The 23,212-nt window shown below is 56.1% G+C and carries 23 protein-coding genes and 1 other annotated feature; of the genes, 15 read left to right on the plus strand and 8 right to left on the minus strand.

All coding sequences use genetic code 11. The annotated features are described in order from the left end of the window. Positions 1-44: 44 nt before the first annotated feature. Complete coding sequence (locus ACOTXL_RS09365; protein WP_022650375.1) at positions 45-1,046, minus strand: zinc-binding alcohol dehydrogenase family protein; 1,002 nt, start codon at positions 1,044-1,046, stop codon at positions 45-47. A 108-nt stretch (positions 1,047-1,154) separates the two neighbouring features. Here ACOTXL_RS09365 and ACOTXL_RS09370 point away from each other — a divergent pair, with 108 nt between their 5' ends. Further along, a complete protein-coding gene (locus tag ACOTXL_RS09370) occupies positions 1,155-2,054 on the plus strand; it encodes a LysR family transcriptional regulator (protein WP_022650376.1) in 900 nt (299 codons plus the stop codon). 91 nt (positions 2,055-2,145) lie between these two features. On the opposite strand, the gene ettA is transcribed toward ACOTXL_RS09370, so the two are convergent. Then, positions 2,146-3,813 carry an energy-dependent translational throttle protein EttA gene (gene ettA / locus ACOTXL_RS09375; protein WP_045350427.1) on the minus strand — a complete coding sequence of 556 codons (1,668 nt, stop codon included), beginning with the start codon at positions 3,811-3,813 and terminating at the stop codon, positions 2,146-2,148. A 226-nt stretch (positions 3,814-4,039) separates the two neighbouring features. Here ettA and sltY point away from each other — a divergent pair, with 226 nt between their 5' ends. Both sltY and trpR read left to right on the plus strand, forming a co-directional pair. Beyond that, positions 4,040-5,977, plus strand: coding sequence for a murein transglycosylase (gene sltY, locus ACOTXL_RS09380; protein ID WP_045350426.1), 1,938 nt, complete (start codon positions 4,040-4,042; stop codon positions 5,975-5,977). 55 nt (positions 5,978-6,032) lie between these two features. Then, positions 6,033-6,359: a trp operon repressor gene (gene trpR, locus ACOTXL_RS09385; RefSeq protein ID WP_021240574.1), complete on the plus strand. Its 327-nt coding sequence runs from the start codon at positions 6,033-6,035 to the stop codon at positions 6,357-6,359. Here trpR and yjjX read toward each other — a convergent pair. Then, a complete protein-coding gene (gene yjjX, locus ACOTXL_RS09390; protein WP_045350425.1) occupies positions 6,356-6,871 on the minus strand; it encodes an inosine/xanthosine triphosphatase in 516 nt (171 codons plus the stop codon). The genes trpR and yjjX overlap by 4 nt on opposite strands. Before the next feature lie 48 nt (positions 6,872-6,919). On the opposite strand from yjjX, the gene gpmB reads away from it, so the two are divergent. After that, positions 6,920-7,567: a 2,3-diphosphoglycerate-dependent phosphoglycerate mutase GpmB gene (gpmB, locus tag ACOTXL_RS09395; RefSeq protein WP_006810187.1), complete on the plus strand. Its 648-nt coding sequence runs from the start codon at positions 6,920-6,922 to the stop codon at positions 7,565-7,567. Here gpmB and robA read toward each other — a convergent pair. Beyond that, a complete protein-coding gene (robA, locus tag ACOTXL_RS09400; RefSeq protein WP_003856504.1) occupies positions 7,564-8,433 on the minus strand; it encodes an MDR efflux pump AcrAB transcriptional activator RobA in 870 nt (289 codons plus the stop codon). The genes gpmB and robA overlap by 4 nt on opposite strands. Before the next feature lie 215 nt (positions 8,434-8,648). Between robA and creA the strand changes: the two genes are divergently transcribed. Beyond that, a complete protein-coding gene (creA, locus tag ACOTXL_RS09405; protein WP_003856503.1) occupies positions 8,649-9,119 on the plus strand; it encodes a protein CreA in 471 nt (156 codons plus the stop codon). A gap of 48 nt (positions 9,120-9,167) precedes the next feature. Here the strand turns inward: creA and arcA are convergent, their stop codons facing one another. Beyond that, a complete protein-coding gene (arcA, locus tag ACOTXL_RS09410; protein ID WP_003856501.1) occupies positions 9,168-9,884 on the minus strand; it encodes a two-component system response regulator ArcA in 717 nt (238 codons plus the stop codon). Positions 9,885-9,979: 95 nt separating this feature from the next. Here arcA and yjjY point away from each other — a divergent pair, with 95 nt between their 5' ends. From yjjY to ACOTXL_RS09445, 7 genes are all read left to right on the plus strand, one after another. After that, positions 9,980-10,120, plus strand: coding sequence for a protein YjjY (yjjY, locus tag ACOTXL_RS09415; protein ID WP_001541509.1), 141 nt, complete (start codon positions 9,980-9,982; stop codon positions 10,118-10,120). 399 nt (positions 10,121-10,519) lie between these two features. Then, on the plus strand, positions 10,520-11,206 hold the full coding sequence (locus tag ACOTXL_RS09420) for a tRNA/rRNA methyltransferase (RefSeq protein WP_003856496.1): 687 nt from the start codon (positions 10,520-10,522) through the stop codon (positions 11,204-11,206). Between the two features lie 211 nt (positions 11,207-11,417). Beyond that, positions 11,418-11,486 (plus strand): thr operon leader peptide, encoded by a 69-nt coding sequence (thrL, locus tag ACOTXL_RS09425; RefSeq protein WP_015572623.1) that lies wholly within the window; start codon positions 11,418-11,420, stop codon positions 11,484-11,486. Continuing rightward, positions 11,425-11,542 (plus strand) — a sequence feature (Thr leader region). (Overlaps the previous gene by 62 nt.) 24 nt (positions 11,543-11,566) lie before the next feature. Continuing rightward, positions 11,567-14,029 (plus strand): bifunctional aspartate kinase/homoserine dehydrogenase I, encoded by a 2,463-nt coding sequence (thrA, locus tag ACOTXL_RS09430; protein WP_045350424.1) that lies wholly within the window; start codon positions 11,567-11,569, stop codon positions 14,027-14,029. A 1-nt stretch (position 14,030) separates the two neighbouring features. Then, complete coding sequence (gene thrB / locus ACOTXL_RS09435; RefSeq protein ID WP_003856492.1) at positions 14,031-14,960, plus strand: homoserine kinase; 930 nt, start codon at positions 14,031-14,033, stop codon at positions 14,958-14,960. A gap of 3 nt (positions 14,961-14,963) precedes the next feature. Further along, a complete protein-coding gene (gene thrC, locus ACOTXL_RS09440; protein WP_003856490.1) occupies positions 14,964-16,250 on the plus strand; it encodes a threonine synthase in 1,287 nt (428 codons plus the stop codon). 246 nt (positions 16,251-16,496) lie between these two features. After that, positions 16,497-16,778: a DUF2502 domain-containing protein gene (locus ACOTXL_RS09445; RefSeq protein ID WP_032608469.1), complete on the plus strand. Its 282-nt coding sequence runs from the start codon at positions 16,497-16,499 to the stop codon at positions 16,776-16,778. Positions 16,779-16,809: 31 nt separating this feature from the next. Here ACOTXL_RS09445 and yaaA read toward each other — a convergent pair whose 3' ends face one another. Both yaaA and ACOTXL_RS09455 read right to left on the minus strand, forming a co-directional pair. Further along, on the minus strand, positions 16,810-17,583 hold the full coding sequence (yaaA, locus tag ACOTXL_RS09450) for a peroxide stress protein YaaA (RefSeq protein WP_022650381.1): 774 nt from the start codon (positions 17,581-17,583) through the stop codon (positions 16,810-16,812). Positions 17,584-17,649: 66 nt separating this feature from the next. Beyond that, positions 17,650-19,083, minus strand: coding sequence for an alanine/glycine:cation symporter family protein (locus ACOTXL_RS09455; RefSeq protein WP_022650382.1), 1,434 nt, complete (start codon positions 19,081-19,083; stop codon positions 17,650-17,652). A gap of 262 nt (positions 19,084-19,345) precedes the next feature. Between ACOTXL_RS09455 and tal the strand changes: the two genes are divergently transcribed. The 3 genes from tal (at position 19,346) to ACOTXL_RS09470 (ending at position 22,442) form a co-directional block, all read left to right on the plus strand. Further along, on the plus strand, positions 19,346-20,299 hold the full coding sequence (gene tal / locus ACOTXL_RS09460) for a transaldolase (RefSeq protein WP_003856481.1): 954 nt from the start codon (positions 19,346-19,348) through the stop codon (positions 20,297-20,299). Positions 20,300-20,409: 110 nt separating this feature from the next. Then, a complete protein-coding gene (gene mog, locus ACOTXL_RS09465) occupies positions 20,410-20,997 on the plus strand; it encodes a molybdopterin adenylyltransferase (protein ID WP_003856479.1) in 588 nt (195 codons plus the stop codon). Between the two features lie 122 nt (positions 20,998-21,119). Next, on the plus strand, positions 21,120-22,442 hold the full coding sequence (locus tag ACOTXL_RS09470) for an MFS transporter (protein WP_032608470.1): 1,323 nt from the start codon (positions 21,120-21,122) through the stop codon (positions 22,440-22,442). Here the strand turns inward: ACOTXL_RS09470 and satP are convergent. After that, positions 22,419-22,985 (minus strand): acetate uptake transporter, encoded by a 567-nt coding sequence (satP, locus tag ACOTXL_RS09475; protein ID WP_003856474.1) that lies wholly within the window; start codon positions 22,983-22,985, stop codon positions 22,419-22,421. The genes ACOTXL_RS09470 and satP overlap by 24 nt on opposite strands. Positions 22,986-23,212 lie beyond the last annotated feature (227 nt).

Below are 23,212 nucleotides of genomic sequence, written 5' to 3' on the forward strand. Positions count from 1 at the left end.
CCCTCTCCCTTTAGGAGAGGGCCAGGGTAAGGGAATCAGTCCAATCAATACTCAACCACCACCTTCCCACGCATATGCCCCTCCAGCACCTTGCGGTGCGCTTCGGTAATGCTTTCCACGCTTAGCCCGTGCAGCGTTTCGCTGAGCGAACTTTCCACTACGCCGTTATCCACCAGCTTCGCGACTTCGTCCAGGATCTCTCCCTGACGCGCCATATCCGCCGTCTGATACATGCTGCGGGTGTACATAAATTCCCAGTGCAGCGCGGCGGATTTGGACTTCAGCTTGTCCTGGTTCAGCGGATGTTCATTCTCAACGATGGAACAGATATGCCCCTGCGGTGCAATCAGGTCGCTGACCGCATCCCAGTGCCCGTCGGTGTCGTTGAGGATGAAAATGTAATCCACAAAGGTCAGCCCGTGCTTCGCCAGTTCGCCTTTCAGATCGCGGTAGTTCACCACCACATCTGCACCGCGATCGCGGCACCACCGGGCGGAATCTTCACGGGACGCCGTTGCGATCACCTTTACCTTGCTGTTGTGCTTCGCAAACGGGATCGCCAGCGATCCCACCCCGCCCGCGCCGCCAATAATCAGCAGCGTTTTATCTGCGTCGGCATCCTGAATCTTCAGCCGTTCAAACAGGCCTTCCCACGCGGTGAGCGCCGTCAGCGGCAGTGCAGCCGCGGCGGCCCAGTCAAGGCTTGCAGGCTTGTGCCCGACAATGCGCGCATCGATCAGCTGATGTGTGGTATTGCTGCCCGGTCGGGTGATATCCCCCGCGTACCACACTTCGTCACCCGGTTTGAATCCGGTGACGCCAGCCCCAACGGCTTTTACGATCCCGCTGGCATCCCACCCGAGAATGCGCGGCTCCTTCAGCCCGCTTTTAGCAATGCCTGCATGTACCTTGGTGTCCACCGGGTTTACGGAGACGGCTTTCACCTCCACCAGCAGATCGTGTTCGCCGGGCTGCGGCATCGGCGGGGTGATTTCAACGAAGGTGGAGGGATTTTCTGGGTTAACGGCAATGGCTTTCACTGACATGGTGTGCTCCTCAATGGCATTCGTTTTGTTGAGGCTAGTCTATTAAGTGGTCAGCCGCATGATAAGATGGACAATCCAGAACTCAGCGTTCGTACAGAGTGAACAATCATGTTTAAACAGCTTCAGGATATGGCACTGTTTGCGCTGGTGGCCGAGATGGGCAGCTTTACCGCGGCGGCGCAGAAGGCGGAACTGCCAAAATCCAGCGTCAGCCAGCGCATTAGCCAGCTGGAGCAGCAGGTGGGGATCCGTCTGTTGAATCGCACGACGCGCAGAATAAGCCTGACGTTTGCGGGCGAGCACTATCTGGTGCACTGTCGCGAGATGCTGGCGGCCAGCGAGCGCGCGGAGTATGCCATTCAGCGGCTGCGAGAAAACCCCAGCGGGCGGCTGCGGATCACCTGTCCGGCAGGAATTGGCGCGACGCTGCTGGCGCATATGAATGCCGAGTTCCAGCTTCGCTATCCGGACGTGTCACTGGATGTGTCGATCTCAGACGACGTGGTGGATCTGGTCGAGTCTGGCTTTGACGTGGCGCTGCGCACCGGCAAACCGCAGGATTCTTCCCTGATTGGCCGCATGATTGGGCACTGTCCGCGCTACATGCTGGCCTCGCCCGACTACCTGGCACGCCGGGAGCCGTTAATTCATCCCCGACAGCTGGTGGAGCATCGCTGCATTACGCACCGGGCATGGTCGGAGTGGCTTCTGCGAAGCGAGAATGAGGATTACCGCTACCTGCCGGATAACGCTCATATGACGGATAATCTGGTGTACGCCAGGGAATGCGCCATTGCCGGGGCGGGGATCACGCTGTTACCCGCATTCCTGCTGGAAGATAAGATCGAAAAGGGCGCGCTGGTGAAGGTGCTGTCGGCGTGGAGCGTTGAGGGAAACGATCTCTGGCTGGCCTACCCGAGCCGTAAGCTCAATTCGCCTGCGCTGATGAGCTATATCGACTTTGCGATGCAGTTTGATGAGGTGAAGCGGTATTACGTGGGCGGGTGATTTTGTGCGGCCTGATGCCCTCACCCTGGCCCTCTCCCACGGGGAGAGGGAACAAACATAAAAAACGGCAACCGAAGTTGCCGTTTTGGTTTTATTTCGCAATACGCTTGTACTTAATACGCTTCGGCTCAAGCGCGTCTGCGCCCAGCGTGCGTTTCTTGTACTCTTCGTATTCGGTGAAGTTACCTTCGAAGAACTCCACCTTACCTTCGTCCTGGTAGTCCAGGATGTGGGTCGCGATACGGTCCAGGAACCAGCGGTCGTGCGAGATAACCATCGCGCAGCCCGGGAACTCCAGCAGGGCGTTTTCCAGCGCGCGCAGGGTTTCGATGTCCAGGTCGTTGGTGGGTTCATCGAGCAGCAGAACGTTGCCGCCAACCTGGAGCAGTTTTGCCAGGTGCAGACGACCGCGCTCACCGCCGGACAGCTCGCCTACGCGTTTGCCCTGGTCGGTGCCCTTGAAGTTAAAGCGGCCAACATAGGCGCGGCTTGGCATCTCGGTGTTGCCGATACGCATGATATCCAGACCGCCGGAGACTTCTTCCCACACGGTTTTGCTGTTGTCCATCGCGTCGCGGAACTGGTCAACGGAGGCCAGCTTCACGGTCTCACCCAGGGTGATAGAGCCGCTGTCAGGCTGTTCCTGACCAGACATCATGCGGAACAGGGTGGATTTACCCGCGCCGTTCGGACCGATGATGCCGACGATAGCGCCTTTCGGAACGGAGAAGGTCAGATCGTCGATCAGCACGCGGTCGCCGTAGGACTTACGCAGGTTAGTCACTTCAACCACTTTATCCCCCAGACGAGCTCCAGGTGGAATAAACAGTTCGTTGGTTTCGTTACGTTTCTGGTATTCGGTGTTGTTCAGCTCTTCGAAGCGTGCCAGACGGGCTTTGCCCTTAGACTGACGGCCTTTCGCGCCCTGACGCACCCACTCCAGCTCTTTCTCAATAGACTTACGGCGGGCGGCTTCCTGAGACGCTTCCTGCGCCAGACGCTGGTCTTTCTGCTCCAGCCAGGAGGAGTAGTTGCCTTCCCACGGAATACCTTCGCCGCGGTCCAGCTCCAGGATCCAGCCCGCAACGTTGTCGAGGAAGTAACGGTCGTGGGTAATCGCTACCACGGTGCCTTCGAAGTCATGCAGGAAGCGCTCCAGCCACGCCACGGATTCGGCATCCAGGTGGTTGGTCGGTTCGTCGAGCAGCAGCATGTCTGGTTTTTCCAGCAGCAGGCGGCACAGCGCCACGCGGCGGCGTTCACCACCGGACAGGTTAGCGATTTTCGCATCCCAGTCTGGCAGACGCAGGGCATCAGCCGCGCGCTCCAGCTGCACGTTCAGGTTGTGACCATCGTGCGCCTGGATAATTTCCTCATATTTGCCCTGCTGAGCGGCCAGTTTGTCGAAGTCCGCATACGGCTCGGCGTATTTGGCATACACTTCATCCAGACCTTTCAGGGCGTTAACCACCTCGGATACCGCTTCTTCAACGGATTCACGCACGGTGTGCTCCGGGTTCAGCTGAGGTTCCTGCGGCAGGTAGCCGATCTTAATGCCAGGCTGCGGACGGGCTTCACCTTCGATGTCTGTATCGATGCCGGCCATGATGCGCAGCAGGGTGGACTTACCGGCACCGTTGAGACCCAGAACACCGATTTTTGCGCCCGGGAAGAAGCTCAGCGAGATATTTTTAAGAATATGACGTTTCGGCGGGACAACTTTGCCGACACGATGCATGGTATAAACGAATTGAGCCACGTTGGACTTCGCCTCTTTTATCGTGATGAGAATGAATTTCAGCCTCGAAGTGTAGCCTTTTTCACGCCCTAATCCCAGCCAGGAACGTCGGGAGTGTTAAAACGCGCAAGAAAGGTAAAAAAGTGTCCATGACGTGGCGCGTTGTGGGATGCCTGGTTAGCATAAGTTGATGTAACTTTGACGTGGCAAGACGCTGCAACTGACGAAAAACAATGAGGAAGAGCTTGTGGAAAAAGCCAAACGGGTGGTCTGGCGTCTGCTGGCTGCCAGCGTATGCGTAATGGCGGTAAGCCAGGCGGTGCATGCCGATTCACTGGATGAACAACGTAGCCGCTATGCCCAGATTAAACAGGCATGGGACAACAGGCAGATGGATACCGTGCAGGCGCTGATGCCGACGCTCAAGGATTATCCGCTGTATCCGTATCTGGAGTATCGCCAGATCACGGACGATCTGATGAACCAGCCGACCGTCACCGTGAATAACTTCATTCAGGCGAACCCGACCCTGCCGCCTGCGCGCACCCTGAAGTCCCGGTTCGTGAACGAGCTTGCCCGTCGCGAAGACTGGCGCGGCCTGCTGGCCTTCAGCCCGGACAAGCCGGGCGCGACGGAAGCGCAGTGTAATTACTATTATGCGAAATGGGCGACCGGTCAGCAGGAGGAAGCCTGGGTCGGTGCGAAAGAGCTGTGGTTGACGGGCAAAAGCCAGCCAAACGCCTGTGACCCGCTGTTCAGCGCCTGGCGCGCCTCGGGCAAGCAGGATCCGCTCTCTTACCTGGAACGTATTCGCCTGGCGATGAAGGCCGGGAACACGCGGCTGGTCACCGTGCTGGCGGGGCAAATGCCGGCGGATTATCAGACCATTGCGTCTGCCGTTATCGGCCTGGCAAACGATCCGAACACCGTCCTGACGTTTGCGCGTACCACCGGCGCGACCGATTTTACCCGCCAGATGGCGGCGGTGGCCTTTGCCAGCGTGGCGCGTGATGATGTGGAAAACGCCAGGCTGATGATCCCGCAGCTGGTGCAGGCCCAGCAGCTTAATGACGATCAAACTCAGGAGCTGCGCGATATCGTGGCATGGCGACTGATGGGAACAGATGTCACCGACGAACAGGCGCGCTGGCGTGATGATGCGGTGATGCGTTCAAACTCTGTCTCGCTGGTGGAGCGTCGCGTGCGCATGGCGCTGGGAACGGGCGATCGTCGTGGCCTCAATACCTGGCTGGCGCGTCTGCCGATGGATGCCAAAGAGAAAGATGAATGGCGTTACTGGCAGGCAGACCTGCTGCTGGAACGTGGTCGTGACGATGAAGCCAAAGAGATCCTCCACTCCCTGATGCAGCAGCGCGGATTCTACCCGATGGCGGCGGCGCAGCGTCTGGGCGAGGAGTACACCCTGAAGATCGACAAAGCGCCAGCCAACGCGAACCCGGCGCTGACGCAGGGGCCGGAAATGGCGCGCGTGCGCGAGCTGATGTACTGGAATCTGGATAATACCGCGCGCAGCGAATGGGCGAATCTGGTCACCAGCCGTACCACTGAAGAGAAAGCGCAGCTTGCCCGCTATGCGTTTGATAATCGCTGGTGGGATCTGAGCGTGCAGGCGACGATCGCCGGCAAACTGTGGGATCATCTCGAAGAGCGTTTCCCGCTGGCTTATAAGGATCTGTTCGATCGCTACACCAGCGGCAAAGATATTCCGCAAAGCTACGCGATGGCCATTGCCCGTCAGGAGAGCGCCTGGAACCCGAAAGTGCGTTCACCAGTGGGTGCCAGCGGCCTGATGCAGATTATGCCGGGCACCGCGACGCACACGGTGAAGATGTTTAATATTCCAGGCTACAGCAGCCCGTCCCAGCTGCTGGATCCGGAGACCAACATCAACATCGGTACCAGCTACTTGCAGTACGTCTATCAGCAGTTCGGTAATAACCGTATCTTCGCGTCAGCGGCGTACAACGCCGGGCCAGGCCGCGTGCGGACATGGCTTGGTAACAGCGCAGGGCGTATCGACGCCGTGGCGTTTGTCGAGAGCATTCCGTTCTCGGAAACCCGCGGCTATGTGAAGAACGTGCTGGCCTATGACGCCTACTATCGCTACTTCATGGGGCAGAAAGATACCCTGATGAGCGATGCCGAGTGGCAGATACGTTACTGATCGGCGTGGGTTGTGTTATGCTGTACTCGCTAAAGAGTACAAGAGGCAGCATAACATGACCCAGCATTCCCCGTATTCCTCGGCAATGGCCGAACAACGTCATCAGGAGTGGCTTCGTTTTGTGGAGCTGCTTCGCCAGTCTTATGAGCAGGATTTGCATTTACCCCTGATGCAGCTAATGCTCACGCCAGACGAGCGTGAGGCGCTGGGCACGCGCGTGCGGATCATTGAAGAGCTGCTGCGCGGCGAGATGAGCCAGCGCGAGCTGAAAAATGAGCTCGGCGCGGGCATTGCGACGATTACCCGCGGATCGAACAGCCTGAAGTCGGCGCCCGTTGAGCTGCGCCAGTGGCTGGAAGCGGTGTTGTTGAAAAACGCCTAACGATAGATCGCGTTATGGAACGGGCTTAACGCCAGGATCACTGCCTGATGATAAACGCCTGAACGCGTCAGCGCGCCTGCGGTAAAGACGCCAATCGCCCCTTCTTTACGGCCAATCTCATCAATGCCGGTGTACTGCGACATCACCGGCCCAAGCGCTTCACCCGCGCGGACTTTCTCCAGTATGACCTCCGGCAGCGGCAGCGTGGCAGAACGCGCTTCGCCGCGCTGCTCGCGGCTTTCGATCACCACCCAGCTAAAGGTTGCGCCTTCGTCGATACCGGCTTCAATCGCCACCCAAAAGTCCGCATCCGGGGCCGCAGCTCTGGCATTTGCCACGCGATTTCGTGCGCCAGCGCGTGTTTCCTCGCTGCCAAACGGCTGTTCCGGCACACCGCTCTCGACGCCGACGGCGTCAATATGGCAGGATCCTTCGCCAAAGATCTCTTCAAATGCCCTTAGAATTGCCTGAATTTTGGCAGGATTGGTGGTAGCAGAGACAACATGGTGCATAATTAAGCTCGATTTAAAAAATTCATCGCAGTATAACGGAAAAAAAGCATGTTACAGGTATACCTTGTTCGCCACGGTGAAACGCAGTGGAACGCCGAGCGACGTATTCAAGGCCAGTCAGACAGTCCTCTCACCGACAAAGGTGTGCAGCAAGCGTGGCAGGTGGCGGAGCGCGCCAGAACGCTGGGCATCACTCACGTCATCTCCAGTGATTTAGGCCGCACACAGCAGACGGCACGCATCATCGCCGATGCCTGTGGCTGCGACGTGACCCTCGAACCGCGTCTGCGCGAGCTGGATATGGGCGTGCTGGAAAAACGTCCTATCGATACGCTGACGGAAACCGAAGAAGGCTGGCGCCGCACGCTGGTGAACGGCACTGAAGATGGTCGCATCCCTGAGGGTGAATCCATGCAGGAGCTGAGCGTACGTATGCATGCCGCGCTGGCCGAGTGCCTGAAACTCCCGGCAGGTAGCCGACCGCTGCTGGTGAGCCACGGTATCGCGCTGGGTTGTCTGGTGAGCACCATTCTGGGACTGCCCGCTTACGCCGAACGCCGTTTGCGTCTGCGCAACTGTTCCATTTCCCGTATCGACTATCAGGAAAGTGCCTGGCTGGCATCGGGGTGGGTGGTTGAGATGGCAGGGGACATTTCGCATCTTGATGCCCCTGCACTGGACGAATTGCAGCGTTAACGACGTACCGGAATCAGGAATTCCATACGCAGATTGATAGGGCCTTCTTCCGGTTTAGCATCTTGCGCCGGATAGTAGCGCTCAATGTCCTGACCTTTACGGCGATTCAGATTCAGCATCGGCATGCAGGTCCCGTAAACGGTCAGGATGAACTCCTGAACGCCCGTTCCTAAACCTTCGTATGAGAACATCACATACTCGCCGCCTTCCAGCACGACAGGCTTCGAGCCATGAATGTAACCGTTCGCCATATCAGGCGTCAGCGCCGTGGTATAGAACACCTCCTGCTCGTCATCTTTTTCCTGGCTTGGATGCGTTTCGTTCAAACCATACAGAATCGGCGGGATCGCCGGAGCATGGCTTAAAAATTCGCGCCAGAACTGAACGCGCATCTGATGGCGGAACTCGGAGATCTGCTCAAGGGAACAGGAGTAGCTCTGCGTGGTGCCGACCAGGTGCGTTTCTGGCAGGGTGATGATTTCATATTTTGGCATCGCAAACTCGCCCAGACGCAGCGGCGGACGCATACCAAAGGAGCTCCAGTCCGGCGAGCGGCGATAAAGCGCTGGCGTTAACGAGAACTGCTTTTTAAAGGCGCGGGTGAAAGTTTGCTGTGAATCGAAACGATATTGCAGGGCAATATCAAGGATTGGTCGCGCGGTCAGGCGCAACGCAACAGCAGACTTTGATAAACGACGTGCGCGAATATAGGCACCGATAGCATGACCGGTGACATCCTTGAACATCCTTTGCAGATGCCACTTGGAATAGCCTGCTTTTGCCGCCACATTATCCAGTGACAATGGCTGGTCGAGATGACCTTCCAGCCAGGTGAGCAGGTCGCGAATAATTCCAGCCTGATCCATATACTATCCTCATCCTTAAAACTGCCGCAGGTGCCTGTTTACAGGTTAGCGGATAATAGCATTTTTTGACGTTTTAGCATTCAGTGTTTTTTTTGCGCATAAATGCTTTTTATGGTGATTTATGTGCGGATATATTCTAATCCTGTGATCTTGCTACATTTTTATCTAATCTGTTGAATAATCGCTCAGCGTAATTTTTTATGAATGGTAACAATATGAAATACAAGGTTTTAGTCTTTGCAGCACTGGCGCTGATGGCAGGGCGCGTGGCGCAGGCGGAGCAAATTGGCTCCGTGGATACCGTGTTTAAAATGTTTGGGCCGGACCACAAAATTGTGGTGGAGGCGTTTGACGATCCGGACGTTAAAAACGTCACCTGCTATGTCAGCCGGGCGAAGACCGGCGGGATTAAAGGCGGCCTGGGGCTGGCTGAAGACACGTCTGACGCGGCCATCTCCTGCCAGCAGGTTGGACCGGTGGAATTGAGTGACAAAATTAAAAACGGCAAAGCGCAGGGCGACGTTGTATTCCAGAAACGGACCTCGTTGGTGTTCAAAAAGCTACAGGTGGTCCGTTTTTATGACGCGAAGCGTAACACCCTGGCTTATCTGGCCTACTCGGACAAAGTCGTGGAAGGCTCACCGAAAAACGCGATTAGCGCGGTGCCGATTATGCCGTGGCATTGATAAAAAAAACGGCGCAAATGCGCCGTTCTTTACTGCGTGACGTGAGGATTACTCCTGGAGGTCACCGCAGAAACGATAGCCTTCACCATGGATCGTGGCGATGATTTCCGGCGTATCAGGCGTAGATTCGAAATGTTTACGAATACGACGGATGGTTACGTCAACGGTACGATCGTGTGGCTTCAACTCACGACCGGTCATTTTCTTCAGCAGTTCTGCACGAGACTGAATCTTGCCCGGGTTCTCGCAGAAGTGCAGCATCGCGCGGAATTCACTGCGCGGCAGTTTGTACTGCTCACCGTTCGGGCTAATCAGCGAACGGCTGTTGATATCAAGTTCCCAGCCGTTGAATTTGTAGCTGTCGACGCTACGACGCTCTTCACTGACCGTACCCAGATTCATGGTGCGGGACAGCAGGTTGCGTGCACGAATGGTTAACTCGCGAGGGTTGAACGGCTTGGTGATGTAGTCATCCGCGCCGATTTCCAGACCAAGAATTTTATCAACCTCGTTGTCACGGCCTGTCAGGAACATCAACGCGACGTTCGCCTGTTCACGCAGTTCGCGCGCCAGAAGAAGCCCGTTTTTGCCCGGCAGGTTGATATCCATAATCACCAGGTTGATATCATTTTCAGAAAGGATCTGATGCATCTCTGCGCCATCGGTCGCTTCAAAGACATCGTAGCCTTCTGCTTCGAAAATGCTCTTTAACGTGTTGCGTGTTACCAACTCGTCTTCAACGATAAGAATGTGCGGGGTCTGCATGTTTGCTACCTAAATTGCCAACTAAATCGAAACAGGAAGTACAAAAGTCCCTGACCTGCCTGATGCATGTCGCAAATTAACATGATCGGCTTAACGTGACTAAAGTACGTAATTGCGTTCTTGATGCACTTTCCATCAACGTCAACAACATCATTAGCTTGGTCGTGGGTACTTTCCCTTTGGACCCGACAGTGTCAAAAACGGCTGTCATCCTAACCATTTTAACAGCAACATAACAGGCTAAGTGACACCGGACACCCAATAAAACTACGCTTCGTTGACATATATCAAGTTCAATTGTAGCACGTTAACAGTTTGATGAAATCATCGTAGCTGAATGCTAGCCTTTGTCACAATTTTTCAATAAACCAACTAGTTGCGGACATTGATTGATAAACGGTACGAATCCAATCAGAAAAGAGTATTCATATGGTCATTATCATTACAAAACATAAGGATAATGGTCTTCTGTTAACATTCTAACTGATTGTTCAGCCACAAAATAGTTTAGCTTTTTTTAATTGTTATGAAACGCTATTTCGGTGATTTGTGTTGCAAAAATGTAAATTCGTGCTGCGTAATATGTTGAACTGAATCACATTTTTACCTGCTAACTGATTAAAAAGAGAGCGTAAATGCATCTGTCGATTGTGCTGGTGGCACCAGCAAGAGCTGAAAATATTGGCGCTGCGGCGCGTGCCATGAAGACTATGGGTTTTACCGATTTGCGTATTGTGGACAGCACGGCGCATCTGGAGCCTGCTGCGCGCTGGGTGGCGCACGGTTCGGGTGATATTCTCGATAATATAACCACTTACGCTACGCTCGCCGACGCACTCCACGATATTTCATTTACCGTCGCGACGACCGCGCGCAGCCGGGCGAAGTTTCACTATTACGCCACGCCTGCTGAACTGGTGCCGATGCTGGAAGAGAAAAGCCAGTGGCTGGAGAAAGCCGCGCTGGTGTTTGGGCGAGAAGATTCCGGGCTGACTAACGAAGAGCTGGCGCTGGCTGACGTGCTGACGGGCGCGCCGATGGTGGCGGATTACCCGTCACTCAATCTGGGGCAGGCGGTGATGGTCTATTGCTATCAATTAGCATCCTTAATACAAATTTCTCAGCCACCGGTGACAGTTTCGGATGAAAACCAGCTGGCGGCACTGCGTGTTCGTGCAGATAAGCTTCTTGCGCAGTTGGGCGTCGCTGACGATCAAAAAATGGTGGACTGGTTACAGCAGCGCCTGGGGCGTCTTGAACAGCGTGACACGGCAATGCTGCACCGATTGCTTCATGATATTGAAAAAAAATTAGCGGAGTAAAATAGTGCCATAGGTTTTTATTATGGCCGATCCTGCTGATGTCTGGGGTTGCAACTGGGGTATTCCGATGAAAATAAATCTGCCCGCAGCGGGACGTGAGAATGTCCCGAATTGTGATCGAATTAAAAATTCATTGACTTAAGGGGCTCGATCCTTTAACCCTAAAAGAATAGAGCACAGACAGATAATAATGACAGAGTACACAACATCCATGAAACGCATCAGCATCACCACCATTACTACAACCATCATCATTACCACAGGTAACGATGCGGGCTGACGCGTACAGGAAAAACAGAAAAAAGCCCGCACCTGAACAGTGCGGGCTTTTTTTTCGGCTAAAGGAAATGAGGTAGAACCATGCGAGTGTTGAAGTTCGGCGGTACGTCAGTGGCAAATGCAGAACGTTTTCTGCGTGTTGCCGATATCCTGGAAAGCAACGCCAGGCAGGGGCAGGTTGCCACCGTGCTCTCTGCCCCGGCCAAAATCACGAACCACCTGGTGGCGATGATTGAAAAAACCATCGGTGGTCAGGATGCACTGCCGAACATCAGCGACGCCGAGCGTATCTTCGCCGATCTGCTTCAGGGGCTGGCCGACGCCCAGCCTGGTTTCCCGCTGGCGCAGCTGAAAAGCACCGTTGAACTTGAATTTGCCCAGATTAAACACGTTCTTCACGGTATCAGCCTGCTTGGCCAGTGCCCGGACAGCATCAACGCGGCGCTGATTTGCCGGGGTGAAAAACTCTCCATCGCCATCATGGCGGGCGTGCTGGAAGCGCGCGGCCACAACGTTACCGTGATCAATCCGGTTGAGAAATTGCTGGCAGCGGGCCACTACCTCGAATCTACCGTTGATATTGCCGAATCAACCCGCCGTATTGCCGCGAGCAAAATCCCCTCTGACCATATGATCCTGATGGCAGGCTTTACCGCCGGTAACGAGAAGGGCGAACTGGTGGTGCTGGGGCGTAACGGCTCTGACTACTCCGCTGCGGTGCTGGCGGCCTGTTTACGCGCAGACTGTTGTGAGATCTGGACTGATGTCGACGGCGTTTATACCTGCGATCCGCGCCAGGTGCCGGATGCCAGGCTGCTGAAGTCGATGTCGTACCAGGAAGCGATGGAGCTTTCCTACTTCGGCGCTAAAGTTCTTCACCCGCGTACCATCTCCCCGATTGCCCAGTTCCAGATCCCTTGCCTGATTAAGAATACCGGTAATCCGCAGGCGCCGGGTACGCTGATTGGCGCCAGCGCGGATGAAGATGACCTGCCGGTGAAAGGCATTTCTAACCTCAATAACATGGCGATGTTCAGCGTCTCCGGCCCGGGGATGAAGGGCATGGTCGGCATGGCGGCACGCGTCTTTGCCGCTATGTCCCGCAACGGGATCTCCGTGGTGCTGATCACGCAGTCTTCTTCCGAATACAGCATCAGCTTCTGCGTTCCGCAGGGCGATTGCCTGCGCGCCCGTCGCGCGCTGGAAGAAGAGTTCTATCTGGAGCTGAAAGAAGAGCTGCTGGAGCCGCTTTCCATTCAGGAGCGTCTGGCGATTATCTCGGTGGTCGGCGACGGTATGCGCACCCTGCGCGGTATCTCCGCCAAATTCTTTGCCGCGCTGGCGCGGGCCAATATCAATATCGTGGCGATTGCCCAGGGCTCATCCGAGCGTTCCATTTCCGTTGTCGTGGATAACGATGACGCCACTACCGGCGTGCGCGTGGTGCATCAGATGCTGTTCAACACCGACCAGGTGATTGAGCTGTTCCTGGTGGGCGTCGGCGGCGTCGGCGGCGCGCTGCTGGAGCAGGTAAAGCGTCAGCAGGAGTGGCTTAAGAAGAAACATATCGATCTGCGCGTCTGCGGCATTGCGAACTCGAAAGCGTTGCTGACTAACGTCCACGGTCTGAACCTGGAAAACTGGCAGGCGGAGCTGGAAGAGGCGAAAGAGCCGTTTAACCTGGGCCGCCTGATCCGTCTGGTGAAAGAATATCACCTGCTTAACCCGGTGATCGTTGACTGTACCTCCAGCCAGGCGGTGGCCGATCAGTACGCGGATTTCCTGCGCGAAGGTTTCCACGTGGTGACGCCGAACAAAAAGGCCAACACCTCGTCAATGGATTACTATCACCAGCTGCGTCTGGCGGCGAGTAAGTCGCGCCGCAAGTTTCTGTATGACACCAACGTGGGCGCGGGCCTGCCGGTCATCGAGAACCTGCAAAACCTGCTGAACGCGGGCGACGAACTACAGCGTTTCTCCGGCATCCTCTCCGGCTCCCTGTCGTTTATCTTCGGCAAGATGGACGAAGGGATGAGCCTGTCGGAAGCCACCCGCGCCGCGCGCGAGCTGGGCTACACCGAGCCGGATCCGCGCGACGACCTCTCCGGTATGGACGTGGCGCGTAAGCTGCTGATCCTGGTGCGCGAGACCGGCCGCGAGCTGGAGCTTTCGGATATCGTGATTGAGCCAGTGCTGCCAGCAGAATTTGATGACAGCGGTGACGTCAGCGCCTTTATGGCGAATTTACCTCAGCTTGACGATGCCTTTGCCGCACGCGTTGCGAAAGCCCGTGATGAAGGTAAGGTATTGCGCTATGTTGGCAACATTGAAGAAGACGGCGTCTGCCGGGTGAAGATTGCCGAAGTGGATGGCAACGATCCGCTGTACAAGGTGAAAAACGGCGAGAACGCTCTGGCGTTCTACAGCCATTATTATCAGCCACTGCCGCTGGTACTTCGCGGCTATGGCGCAGGGAATGATGTGACGGCGGCAGGCGTGTTTGCCGATCTGCTGCGTACCCTGTCATGGAAGTTAGGAGTTTAAGATGGTTAAAGTATATGCCCCGGCTTCCAGCGCCAATATGAGCGTCGGATTTGACGTGCTGGGCGCGGCGGTAACGCCGGTGGACGGTTCGCTGCTGGGCGATACGGTTACGGTTGAGGCGGCAGAGCGCTTCAGCCTGAATAACATCGGCCGTTTCGCCAGTAAGCTGCCGTCTGAACCGCGCGAGAATATTGTTTATCAGTGCTGGGAACGCTTCTGTCAGGAGATTGGCAAAAACGTGCCGGTCGCCATGACGCTGGAAAAGAGCATGCCGATTGGTTCGGGGCTGGGCTCGAGCGCCTGCTCGGTGGTCGCCGCGCTGGTGGCGATGAATGAGCACTGCGGCAAGCCGCTGAACAACAGCCGTCTGCTGGCGCTGATGGGCGAGCTGGAAGGGCGCATCTCCGGCAGCATTCATTATGATAACGTGGCGCCGTGCTTCCTTGGCGGCATGCAGCTGATGATTGAAGAAAATGGCATCATCAGCCAGCAGGTGCCAGGGTTTGATGAGTGGCTGTGGGTGCTGGCCTATCCGGGCATTAAAGTGTCTACCGCCGAAGCGCGTGCGATCCTGCCGGCGCAGTATCGTCGTCAGGACTGTATTGCCCACGGGCGTCATCTGGCGGGCTTTATTCATGCCTGCTACACCCGACAGCCGCAGCTGGCGGCGAAACTGATGAAAGACATTATTGCCGAGCCGTATCGCACGAAGCTGCTGCCGGGCTTTAACGAAGCGCGACAGGCATCCATGGATATCGGCGCACAGGCGTGCGGCATCTCCGGCTCCGGCCCGACGCTGTTCGCCTTATGCGACAAGCCAGACACCGCGCAGCGCGTGGCGGACTGGCTCTCTAAACACTACCTGCAAAATCAGGAAGGCTTTGTTCATATTTGCCGTCTGGACACGGCTGGCGCACGAGTACTGGGATAACGAATGAAACTCTACAACCTTAAAGATCATAACGAGCAGGTCAGCTTTGCGCAGGCGGTAACGCAGGGGCTGGGCAAAAATCAGGGGCTGTTCTTCCCCCACGACCTGCCGGAATTTCAGCTGACCGAAATCGATGAACTGCTGAAGCAGGACTTTGTCACCCGCAGCACCAAAATTCTGTCTGCGTTTATCGGCGACGAAATCCCACAGGAGCTGCTGGAAGAGCGCGTGCGTGCGGCGTTTGCTTTCCCGGCGCCGGTGAAGCAGGTGGAGCCTGACGTTGGCTGTCTGGAGCTGTTCCACGGCCCGACGCTGGCGTTCAAAGATTTCGGCGGTCGTTTTATGGCGCAGATGCTGACCCACATCAGCGGCGACAAACCGGTGACCATTCTGACCGCGACTTCAGGCGATACCGGTGCGGCGGTGGCCCATGCGTTCTACGGCCTGAAAAACGTCCGCGTGGTGATCCTCTATCCGAAAGGCAAAATCAGCCCGCTTCAGGAAAAACTGTTCTGCACCCTTGGGGGCAACATTGAAACCGTGGCGATCGACGGCGATTTCGATGCCTGTCAGGCGCTGGTGAAGCAAGCCTTCGATGACGAAGAGCTGAAGGCGGCGCTGGGGCTGAACTCTGCCAACTCCATCAACATCAGCCGTTTGCTGGCGCAGATCTGCTACTACTTCGAAGCGGTGGCGCAGTTGCCGCAGGACGCGCGCAATCAGCTGGTGGTTTCCGTGCCAAGCGGGAACTTCGGCGACCTGACGGCAGGCCTGCTGGCGAAATCACTCGGCCTGCCGGTGAAGCGCTTTATCGCCGCCACCAACGCCAACGACACCGTGCCGCGTTTCCTGAAGGACGGAAAATGGGCGCCGAACGCGACTCAGGCCACGCTCTCCAATGCGATGGATGTGTCACAGCCTAACAACTGGCCGCGTGTGGAAGAGCTGTTCCGCCGTAAGGTCTGGCGTCTGGGCGATCTGGGTTACGCAGCGGTGACGGACGAAACCACGAAAGCCACCATGCGCGAGCTGAAAGCGGTGGGCTATACCTCTGAGCCGCACGCGGCGATTGCCTATCGTGCCCTGCGCGATCAGCTTCAACCGGGTGAGTATGGCCTGTTCCTCGGCACCGCCCATCCGGCCAAGTTCAAAGAGAGCGTGGAAGCGATCCTGGGGGAAACGCTGCCGCTGCCAAAAGAGCTGGCCGAGCGCGCCGACCTGCCGCTGCTGTCTCATGAGCTGCCCGCAGACTTTGCCGCGCTGCGTAAGCTGATGATGACCCGAGCGTGATTTTTGTCGGGTGGCGGCTACGCCTTACCCGACCTACAACGGCTCAGAACGTAGGCCGGGTAAGGCGAAGCCGCCACCCGGCTTTTTTATGGAGAAATTAAGGAGAAAAACAGCAGGAAAAAAGCAGAAATTCCCAATAAATGCGGTCACTTAGCGTTTAGGATTGCAGAGAATAACATCCCCCGTTCCCATCACGTACTCTCCTTACATCGGCCCACGTTGGGCAAGAAGAAAAAGGAGTCACCTATGTCTACACTGAAACCTGCACTTATCGCGCTTTCACTGATGCTGGTCGCTCCGATGGCGGTGCAGGCAGCTGAAATCACCCTCGTGCCCGCGGTAAAACTGCAAATTGGCGATCGGGATAATAACGGGCACTACTGGGATGGCGGCCGCTGGCGCGACCATGACTGGTGGAAAGCGCACTATGACTGGCGCGATAACCACTGGCGTCCTCACGATGAACATCGCGATCGTGACGATCACCACCGTCATGACGATCGTCGCCCGGACCGGAAGCACCATTAACACAAACCCCGCCAGCTGGCGGGGTTGTCTTTTATTGCTCGTGACGCTTAAACACCAGCTCGTTTTTTCCTGACGATGCCTCGTCGAAGAAATACCCTTCACTGTTAAAGCCGGTGAGCTGCTCTGGCTTCGTCAGGCGGTTTTGAATGATGAAGCGGCTCATCAGACCGCGCGCTTTTTTGGCGTAGAAGCTGATTACTTTAAATTTGCCGTTTTTCTCGTCGAGGAATACCGGCTTGATAATGTCCGCATCCAGCTTTTTCGGTTTCACCGATTTGAAGTACTCATCGGAGGCCAGGTTGATCACCACGTTGTCCCCCTGGGCTTGCAGCGCCGCGTTAAGCTTGTCGGTAATGACATCGCCCCAGAACTGGTACAGATCTTTACCTTTAGCGTTTTCCAGGCGGATACCCATCTCCAGACGATACGGCTGCATCAGATCCAGCGGGCGCAGCACCCCGTACAGGCCGGATAACATGCGCAGATGCTGCTGGGCAAAATCGAAATCGGCTTCGCTAAACGTTTCTGCTTGCAGGCCAGTGTAGACGTCACCTTTGAAGGCCAACAGCGCCTGGCGGGCGTTGGCGGGCGTGAAGTCAGGCTGCCACTCATGAAAACGGGTGGCGTTCAGGTCGGCGAGTTTATCGCTGATGCTCATCAGCGAAGCGATTTGCGGAGCCGAAAGCTTACGCGCCTCGTGGATCAGCTGTTGCGAGTAGTCCAGCAATTCCGGCTGGGTATAACGCTCAGTGGCGAGCGGGCTCTGGTAGTCGAGCGTTTTGGCAGGTGAAATCAGAATCAGCATATCCAGTCCTTGCAGGAAATTTAGAGCGACTTTAACAAAAAATCGCCCTGAATTGATCGATAGCTGTTATTGCCGCGGCAAATCATCCCAGGTGCCAGGGGCAATTTGTGACTCGATTTCGGGATAGCGTGAGGCGTCAAAGACGGGCTGTACGCCGAGCTTGCGCTGACGCAGATAATCGCGCGCGATCAGCGCCACAACCGGTGAAAGCAGCAAAATGGCCGTCAGGTTCGTGATGGCCATCAGTGCCATAATGACGTCCGCTATTTGCCAGACCAACGGCATGCTGAGCAGGGAGCCGACGAAAACCATTCCCAGCACACCCGCGCGAAGGACGTTGCGGGTCAGACGCGAATTGACTTTCAGGAAGATAAGGTTGTTTTCGGCATAGATATAGTTCACCGCAATGGAACTAAAGGCAAAAAGTCCCACGACAAGTGCGACAAGGCCCGCGCCCCAGCCGCCGACGAGGGAGACCAGCGCCTGTTGTACCCAATGAATGCCTGCCGTACTACCGGACGGTTGCTCAGCGGCACCGGCCAGCAGCATGATCATCGCGCTGGCGGAGCAGATAACAATGGTGTCTGTGAAGACGCCAATCATCTGTACAATGCCCTGCGCGGCGGGATGCGGGGGCCAGGATGCGGCCGCTGCGGCGGCATTCGGCGTGGAGCCCATTCCCGCTTCGTTGGAGAACATACCCCGCTGAAAACCCGCAGTGAGAGCCTGGCTAAGGGTGTAACCCAACGCGCCTGAAGCCGCTTCGCGCCAGCCGAACGCGCTTTGGAAAATGGTGACGATGACGTTCGGCACCTCGTCAATATGTATCGCGCATACCATCACGCTGGTGGACACCCACAGCAGCGCCATCAGCGGAACCAGCCACTGCATCAGGCGGGCAACCCCTTTGAGCCCGGTCACAATGGTCAGCAGGGTGAGAAGGGCAAGCGCGCCGCCCGTCAGCCACTCCGGACAATTAAAGGCAAAGCGCAGCGCGTGGGCGACGGAATTTGCCTGAACGGTATTGAAAATAAGGCCATAGGCAATCAGCAAAAAGATCGAGAACAGAACGCCCATCCAGCGCATTCCCAACCCGCGAGCCATATACCAGGCGGGACCGCCGCGAAACTGACCTTTGCCGTCTTTTTCTTTGTAGAGTTGCGCAAGCGAGCATTCAGCAAAGGAGGTGGCCATACCGATAATCGCCGTCACCCACATCCAGAATACCGCGCCCGGACCGCCCGCGCCGATCGCCAGCGCGACACCGGCCAGGTTACCGCTGCCGACGCGCGCGGCAAGGCTAGTACAGAGCGCCTGAAACGAGGTCAGGCCGCCCGGCTGTGGGGTGACGCTGTTTTTCAGACTTCTGCCAAATTTGCGGATATAGCGAAACTGAATCAGACCGCTGCGCCACGTAAACCAGATACCTGCTCCTGAAAGCAGGTATATCATGATCGAACCCCAGAGGACTTCGTTGATAAAGAAAAAGAAATCAGGCACTAACGTCCCTCTTGTTGATGCCAAAGTGAATATGTAAGCGCTACCACTGATTGTGCATGCTGTTACTTAGCAGCCTGTTAATATTCTGAGTTTATCATACTCTGCCTAAGCGCACTGTCTGCGGTTGCGCTGCCTCTCACTCGTGTTATCATCAGGGCAGACCGGTTACATCCCCCTAACAAGTAAACCTGTCATTTTTCCGCTGCTGGCAAGCTGTCGGTAGTGTGAATTATCCAGGGCACGTTAAAAGAGAAACACTATCATGACGGATAAATTGACCTCCCTTCGTCAGTTCACCACTGTCGTCGCTGACACCGGAGATATCGCGGCAATGAAGCTGTACCAGCCGCAGGATGCCACAACCAACCCTTCTCTGATCCTTAACGCCGCGCAGATCCCTGAGTATCGCAAACTGATCGACGAGGCGGTGACCTGGGCAAAAGCACAGAGCAATGACCGCGCGCAGCAGGTTGTGGATGCCACTGACAAACTGGCAGTGAACATCGGTCTGGAAATCCTGAAGCTCGTTCCTGGCCGTATCTCTACCGAAGTTGATGCTCGCCTGTCCTACGACACCGAAGCCTCTATCGCCAAAGCAAAACGCCTGATCAAACTGTACAACGATGCGGGCATCAGCAACGACCGTATCCTGATCAAACTGGCCTCTACCTGGCAGGGCATCCGCGCCGCTGAGCAGCTGGAAAAAGAAGGCATCAACTGTAACCTGACTCTGCTGTTCTCCTTCGCACAGGCGCGTGCATGTGCCGAAGCTGGCGTATACCTGATTTCTCCGTTCGTGGGCCGTATTCTGGACTGGTACAAAGCCAACACCGACAAGAAAGAGTACGCGGCGTCTGAAGATCCAGGCGTGATTTCTGTGACTGAAATCTACGAATACTACAAACAGCACGGCTATGAGACCGTTGTTATGGGCGCAAGCTTCCGTAACGTCGGCGAAATCATCGAGCTGGCTGGCTGTGACCGCCTGACCATCGCCCCTGCGCTGCTGAAAGAGCTGGCAGAAAGCGAAGGTGCTATCGAGCGTAAACTGTCTTACACTGGCGAAGTGAAAGCGCGCCCTGAGCGCATCACCGAGTCCGAGTTCCTGTGGCAGCACAACCAGGATCCAATGGCCGTAGATAAACTGGCGGACGGTATCCGTAAGTTTGCTATCGACCAGGAAAAACTGGAAAAAATGATCGGCGACCTGCTGTAATCATTCTGCGTGACCGGGCTCCCGGTCACGCGTCTTTCCCCCGCCTCTGTCTGAATTTTCTCTCTGCGTGTATCATTCCCTTTAATCAGTACTTTTTGAATGGAATGGATATGAATACCTTACGCATCGGCTTAGTGTCGATTTCTGACCGCGCCTCCAGCGGTGTTTATCAGGATAAAGGCATCCCTGCTCTGGAAGCGTGGCTGGGCAGCGCGCTCACTACCCCGTTTGAGATCCAGACTCGCCTGATCCCGGATGAGCAGCCGATCATTGAGCAAACCCTGTGTGAGCTGGTGGATGAGATGAGCTGCCACCTTGTGCTGACGACGGGCGGCACCGGCCCCGCGCGCCGCGATGTGACGCCGGACGCGACGCTGGCTATCGCCGATCGTGAAATGCCGGGCTTCGGTGAACAGATGCGCCAGATCAGTCTACACTTTGTCCCGACGGCCATTCTTTCCCGTCAGGTCGGGGTGATCCGCAAACAGGCGCTGATCCTGAACCTGCCGGGGCAGCCGAAGTCGATAAAAGAGACGCTGGAAGGGGTAAAAGCCGAGGACGGCAGCGTTATCGTCCACGGTATCTTTGCAAGTGTACCGTATTGTATACAACTGCTTGACGGTCCGTACGTGGAAACTGACGGCAACGTGGTAGCAGCATTTCGCCCTAAAAGCGCTCGCCGCGAAACAATCTCCTGAAAATGATTAAAATGTGACATAAGCGCCAGCCGCAGTAGCGTGTAAATGGATTTACGATATAGTAATTTTTTCTTTACGATTGCTGTAAAAAATAATCCACAACACATGCACAATGGTTCGCTATGTCACATAATCCCCGACCTCTGAATCGACAGGACTACAAAACCCTCACGCTCGCTGCCCTGGGCGGCGCGCTGGAGTTTTACGATTTCATCATCTTTGTCTTCTTCGCCGCCGTTGTGGGGGCGCTGTTTTTCCCGGCGGATATTCCTGAATGGCTGCGTCAGGTACAAACCTTCGGCATTTTCGCTGCCGGCTATCTGGCGCGTCCGCTGGGCGGCATTGTCATGGCGCACTTTGGCGATCTGGTTGGGCGCAAGAAGATGTTTACCCTCAGCATCCTGCTTATGGCCGTGCCGACGCTGGCGATTGGCCTTTTGCCTACCTATGAGTCGATGGGCATTATCGCCCCGTTATTGCTGCTGCTGATGCGTATTCTCCAGGGCGCGGCCATCGGCGGGGAAGTGCCTGGCGCGTGGGTGTTTGTCGCTGAGCACGTCCCGGTGCGCCGCATCGGCATTGCGTGCGGAACGCTGACCGCGGGGCTGACGATCGGGATCCTGCTTGGCTCCGTAGTTGCAACCATCATCAATACCAGCATGACACAACAGGCCCTTCACGACTGGGGCTGGCGTATACCGTTCCTGCTGGGCGGGGCGTTTGGGCTGGTGGCAATGTACCTGCGACGCTGGTTGCAGGAGACGCCAATATTTCTGGAAATGCAGCAGCGGAAGGCGCTGGCGCAAGAACTGCCGGTGAAAACCGTAGTAGTGCGGCATAAAAAAGCGGTAGTCGTGTCGATGCTTCTGACCTGGCTGCTGTCTGCGGGTATCGTGGTGGTCATTTTGATGTCGCCGGTCTGGCTGCAAAAACAGTACGGTTTTGCGCCTGCCGTGACGTTACAGGCGAACAGTATCGCGACAATTATGCTCTGCTTTGGCTGTCTGGCCGCCGGGCTGGCGGCGGATCGTTTCGGCGCCAGCGTGACCTTTATTGTCGGCAGCCTGCTGCTGGCCGCGTCGAGCTGGGCATTCTATCATCTTGCGGGCACCCATCCTGAACAGCTGTTCCTGCTGTACGGTGTCGTCGGGCTGTGTGTGGGCGTCGTTGGCGCCGTACCGTACGTGATGGTCCGCGCCTTCCCGCCGGAGGTACGCTTCACCGGAATCTCTTTCTCTTATAACGTCTCGTATGCCATTTTCGGCGGGCTGACCCCGATTGTGGTGACGGTGTTGATGGGGCTGTCGCCCTTTGCACCTGCGTGGTACGTGCTGGCGTTATCGCTGATGGGGCTGGTATTGGGGGTGTGGCTTCGCCAGTCAGAGGGACGTCGTGCCCGCGACGCGGGCACGACAGAGGGATCAGTGTTTTTCACCAATCGGTAGAATGGTGCGGTCGAACTGCTCGTTCAGCACTTCACCCATGGCCAGGTAGATTGCGCTTGCGCCGCAAACCAGACCGACCCAGCCGGCAACGTGAACGATGCCTTCGTTATCCGCCAGGTGACCGATGGCCAGCAGGGCGAACAGGACGGTCAGGCTCAGGAAGACGAATTGCAGCGCGCGGTTCGCCTTGAGGGTGCCAAAGAACATGAACAGGGTGAACACGCCCCACAGTCCCAGGTACACGCCCAGGAAATGGGCGTTTGCCGCCTCCGCCAGGCCCATTTTAGGCATCAGCAGAATCGCGACCAGAGTCAGCCAGAAAGAACCGTAAGAGGTAAAGGCGGTTAAGCCGAAGGTGTTGCCTTTCTTATATTCCAGCAGGCCCGCAAAGATTTGTGCGATACCGCCGTAAAAAATGCCCATCGCCAGGATAATGCCGTCCATCGGGAACATCCCGATATTGTGCAGGTTCAGCAGAATGGTGGTCATGCCAAAACCCATCAGGCCCAGCGGAGCCGGATTAGCCAACTTAGTGTTGCCCATAAGTCCTCAAAAAATCATCATTAATATGGTGAAATGGTTAAACCCGCGCCAGTTCTCCCTGACGGGGCGCGGCATCATAATGGGCGGCATCGACGCCGTCTATGATCTCACCGGGGTGAAATTAAAAAATTTTTTATCCTTCCCCCTTGATGGATGCCGTTGTGACCCCATCTTGTAAGCAACCGCAGTGTGTGGACCTGAAAAAAATCAAATCTGGGCAGTTGAAA

The sequence above is a fragment of the Enterobacter cloacae complex sp. IR5402 genome (assembly GCF_049238125.1).
Taxonomy (GTDB): Bacteria; Pseudomonadota; Gammaproteobacteria; order Enterobacterales; family Enterobacteriaceae; genus Enterobacter; species Enterobacter hormaechei_C.

Coding starts and splice junctions, on each gene's coding strand:
- thrB (WP_003856492.1), top strand. CDS start 14,031: ATGGTTAAAGTATATGCCCCGGCTTCCAGCGCCAATATGAGCGTCGGA.
- satP (WP_003856474.1), bottom strand. CDS start 22,985: ATGGGCAACACTAAGTTGGCTAATCCGGCTCCGCTGGGCCTGATGGGT.
- tal (WP_003856481.1), top strand. CDS start 19,346: ATGACGGATAAATTGACCTCCCTTCGTCAGTTCACCACTGTCGTCGCT.
- yaaA (WP_022650381.1), bottom strand. CDS start 17,583: ATGCTGATTCTGATTTCACCTGCCAAAACGCTCGACTACCAGAGCCCG.
- arcA (WP_003856501.1), bottom strand. CDS start 9,884: ATGCAGACCCCGCACATTCTTATCGTTGAAGACGAGTTGGTAACACGC.
- ACOTXL_RS09470 (WP_032608470.1), top strand. CDS start 21,120: ATGTCACATAATCCCCGACCTCTGAATCGACAGGACTACAAAACCCTC.
- trpR (WP_021240574.1), top strand. CDS start 6,033: ATGACCCAGCATTCCCCGTATTCCTCGGCAATGGCCGAACAACGTCAT.
- creA (WP_003856503.1), top strand. CDS start 8,649: ATGAAATACAAGGTTTTAGTCTTTGCAGCACTGGCGCTGATGGCAGGG.
- yjjX (WP_045350425.1), bottom strand. CDS start 6,871: ATGCACCATGTTGTCTCTGCTACCACCAATCCTGCCAAAATTCAGGCA.
- mog (WP_003856479.1), top strand. CDS start 20,410: ATGAATACCTTACGCATCGGCTTAGTGTCGATTTCTGACCGCGCCTCC.
- gpmB (WP_006810187.1), top strand. CDS start 6,920: ATGTTACAGGTATACCTTGTTCGCCACGGTGAAACGCAGTGGAACGCC.
- ACOTXL_RS09365 (WP_022650375.1), bottom strand. CDS start 1,046: ATGTCAGTGAAAGCCATTGCCGTTAACCCAGAAAATCCCTCCACCTTC.
- thrA (WP_045350424.1), top strand. CDS start 11,567: ATGCGAGTGTTGAAGTTCGGCGGTACGTCAGTGGCAAATGCAGAACGT.
- ACOTXL_RS09445 (WP_032608469.1), top strand. CDS start 16,497: ATGTCTACACTGAAACCTGCACTTATCGCGCTTTCACTGATGCTGGTC.
- thrC (WP_003856490.1), top strand. CDS start 14,964: ATGAAACTCTACAACCTTAAAGATCATAACGAGCAGGTCAGCTTTGCG.
- ACOTXL_RS09370 (WP_022650376.1), top strand. CDS start 1,155: ATGTTTAAACAGCTTCAGGATATGGCACTGTTTGCGCTGGTGGCCGAG.
- ACOTXL_RS09420 (WP_003856496.1), top strand. CDS start 10,520: ATGCATCTGTCGATTGTGCTGGTGGCACCAGCAAGAGCTGAAAATATT.
- robA (WP_003856504.1), bottom strand. CDS start 8,433: ATGGATCAGGCTGGAATTATTCGCGACCTGCTCACCTGGCTGGAAGGT.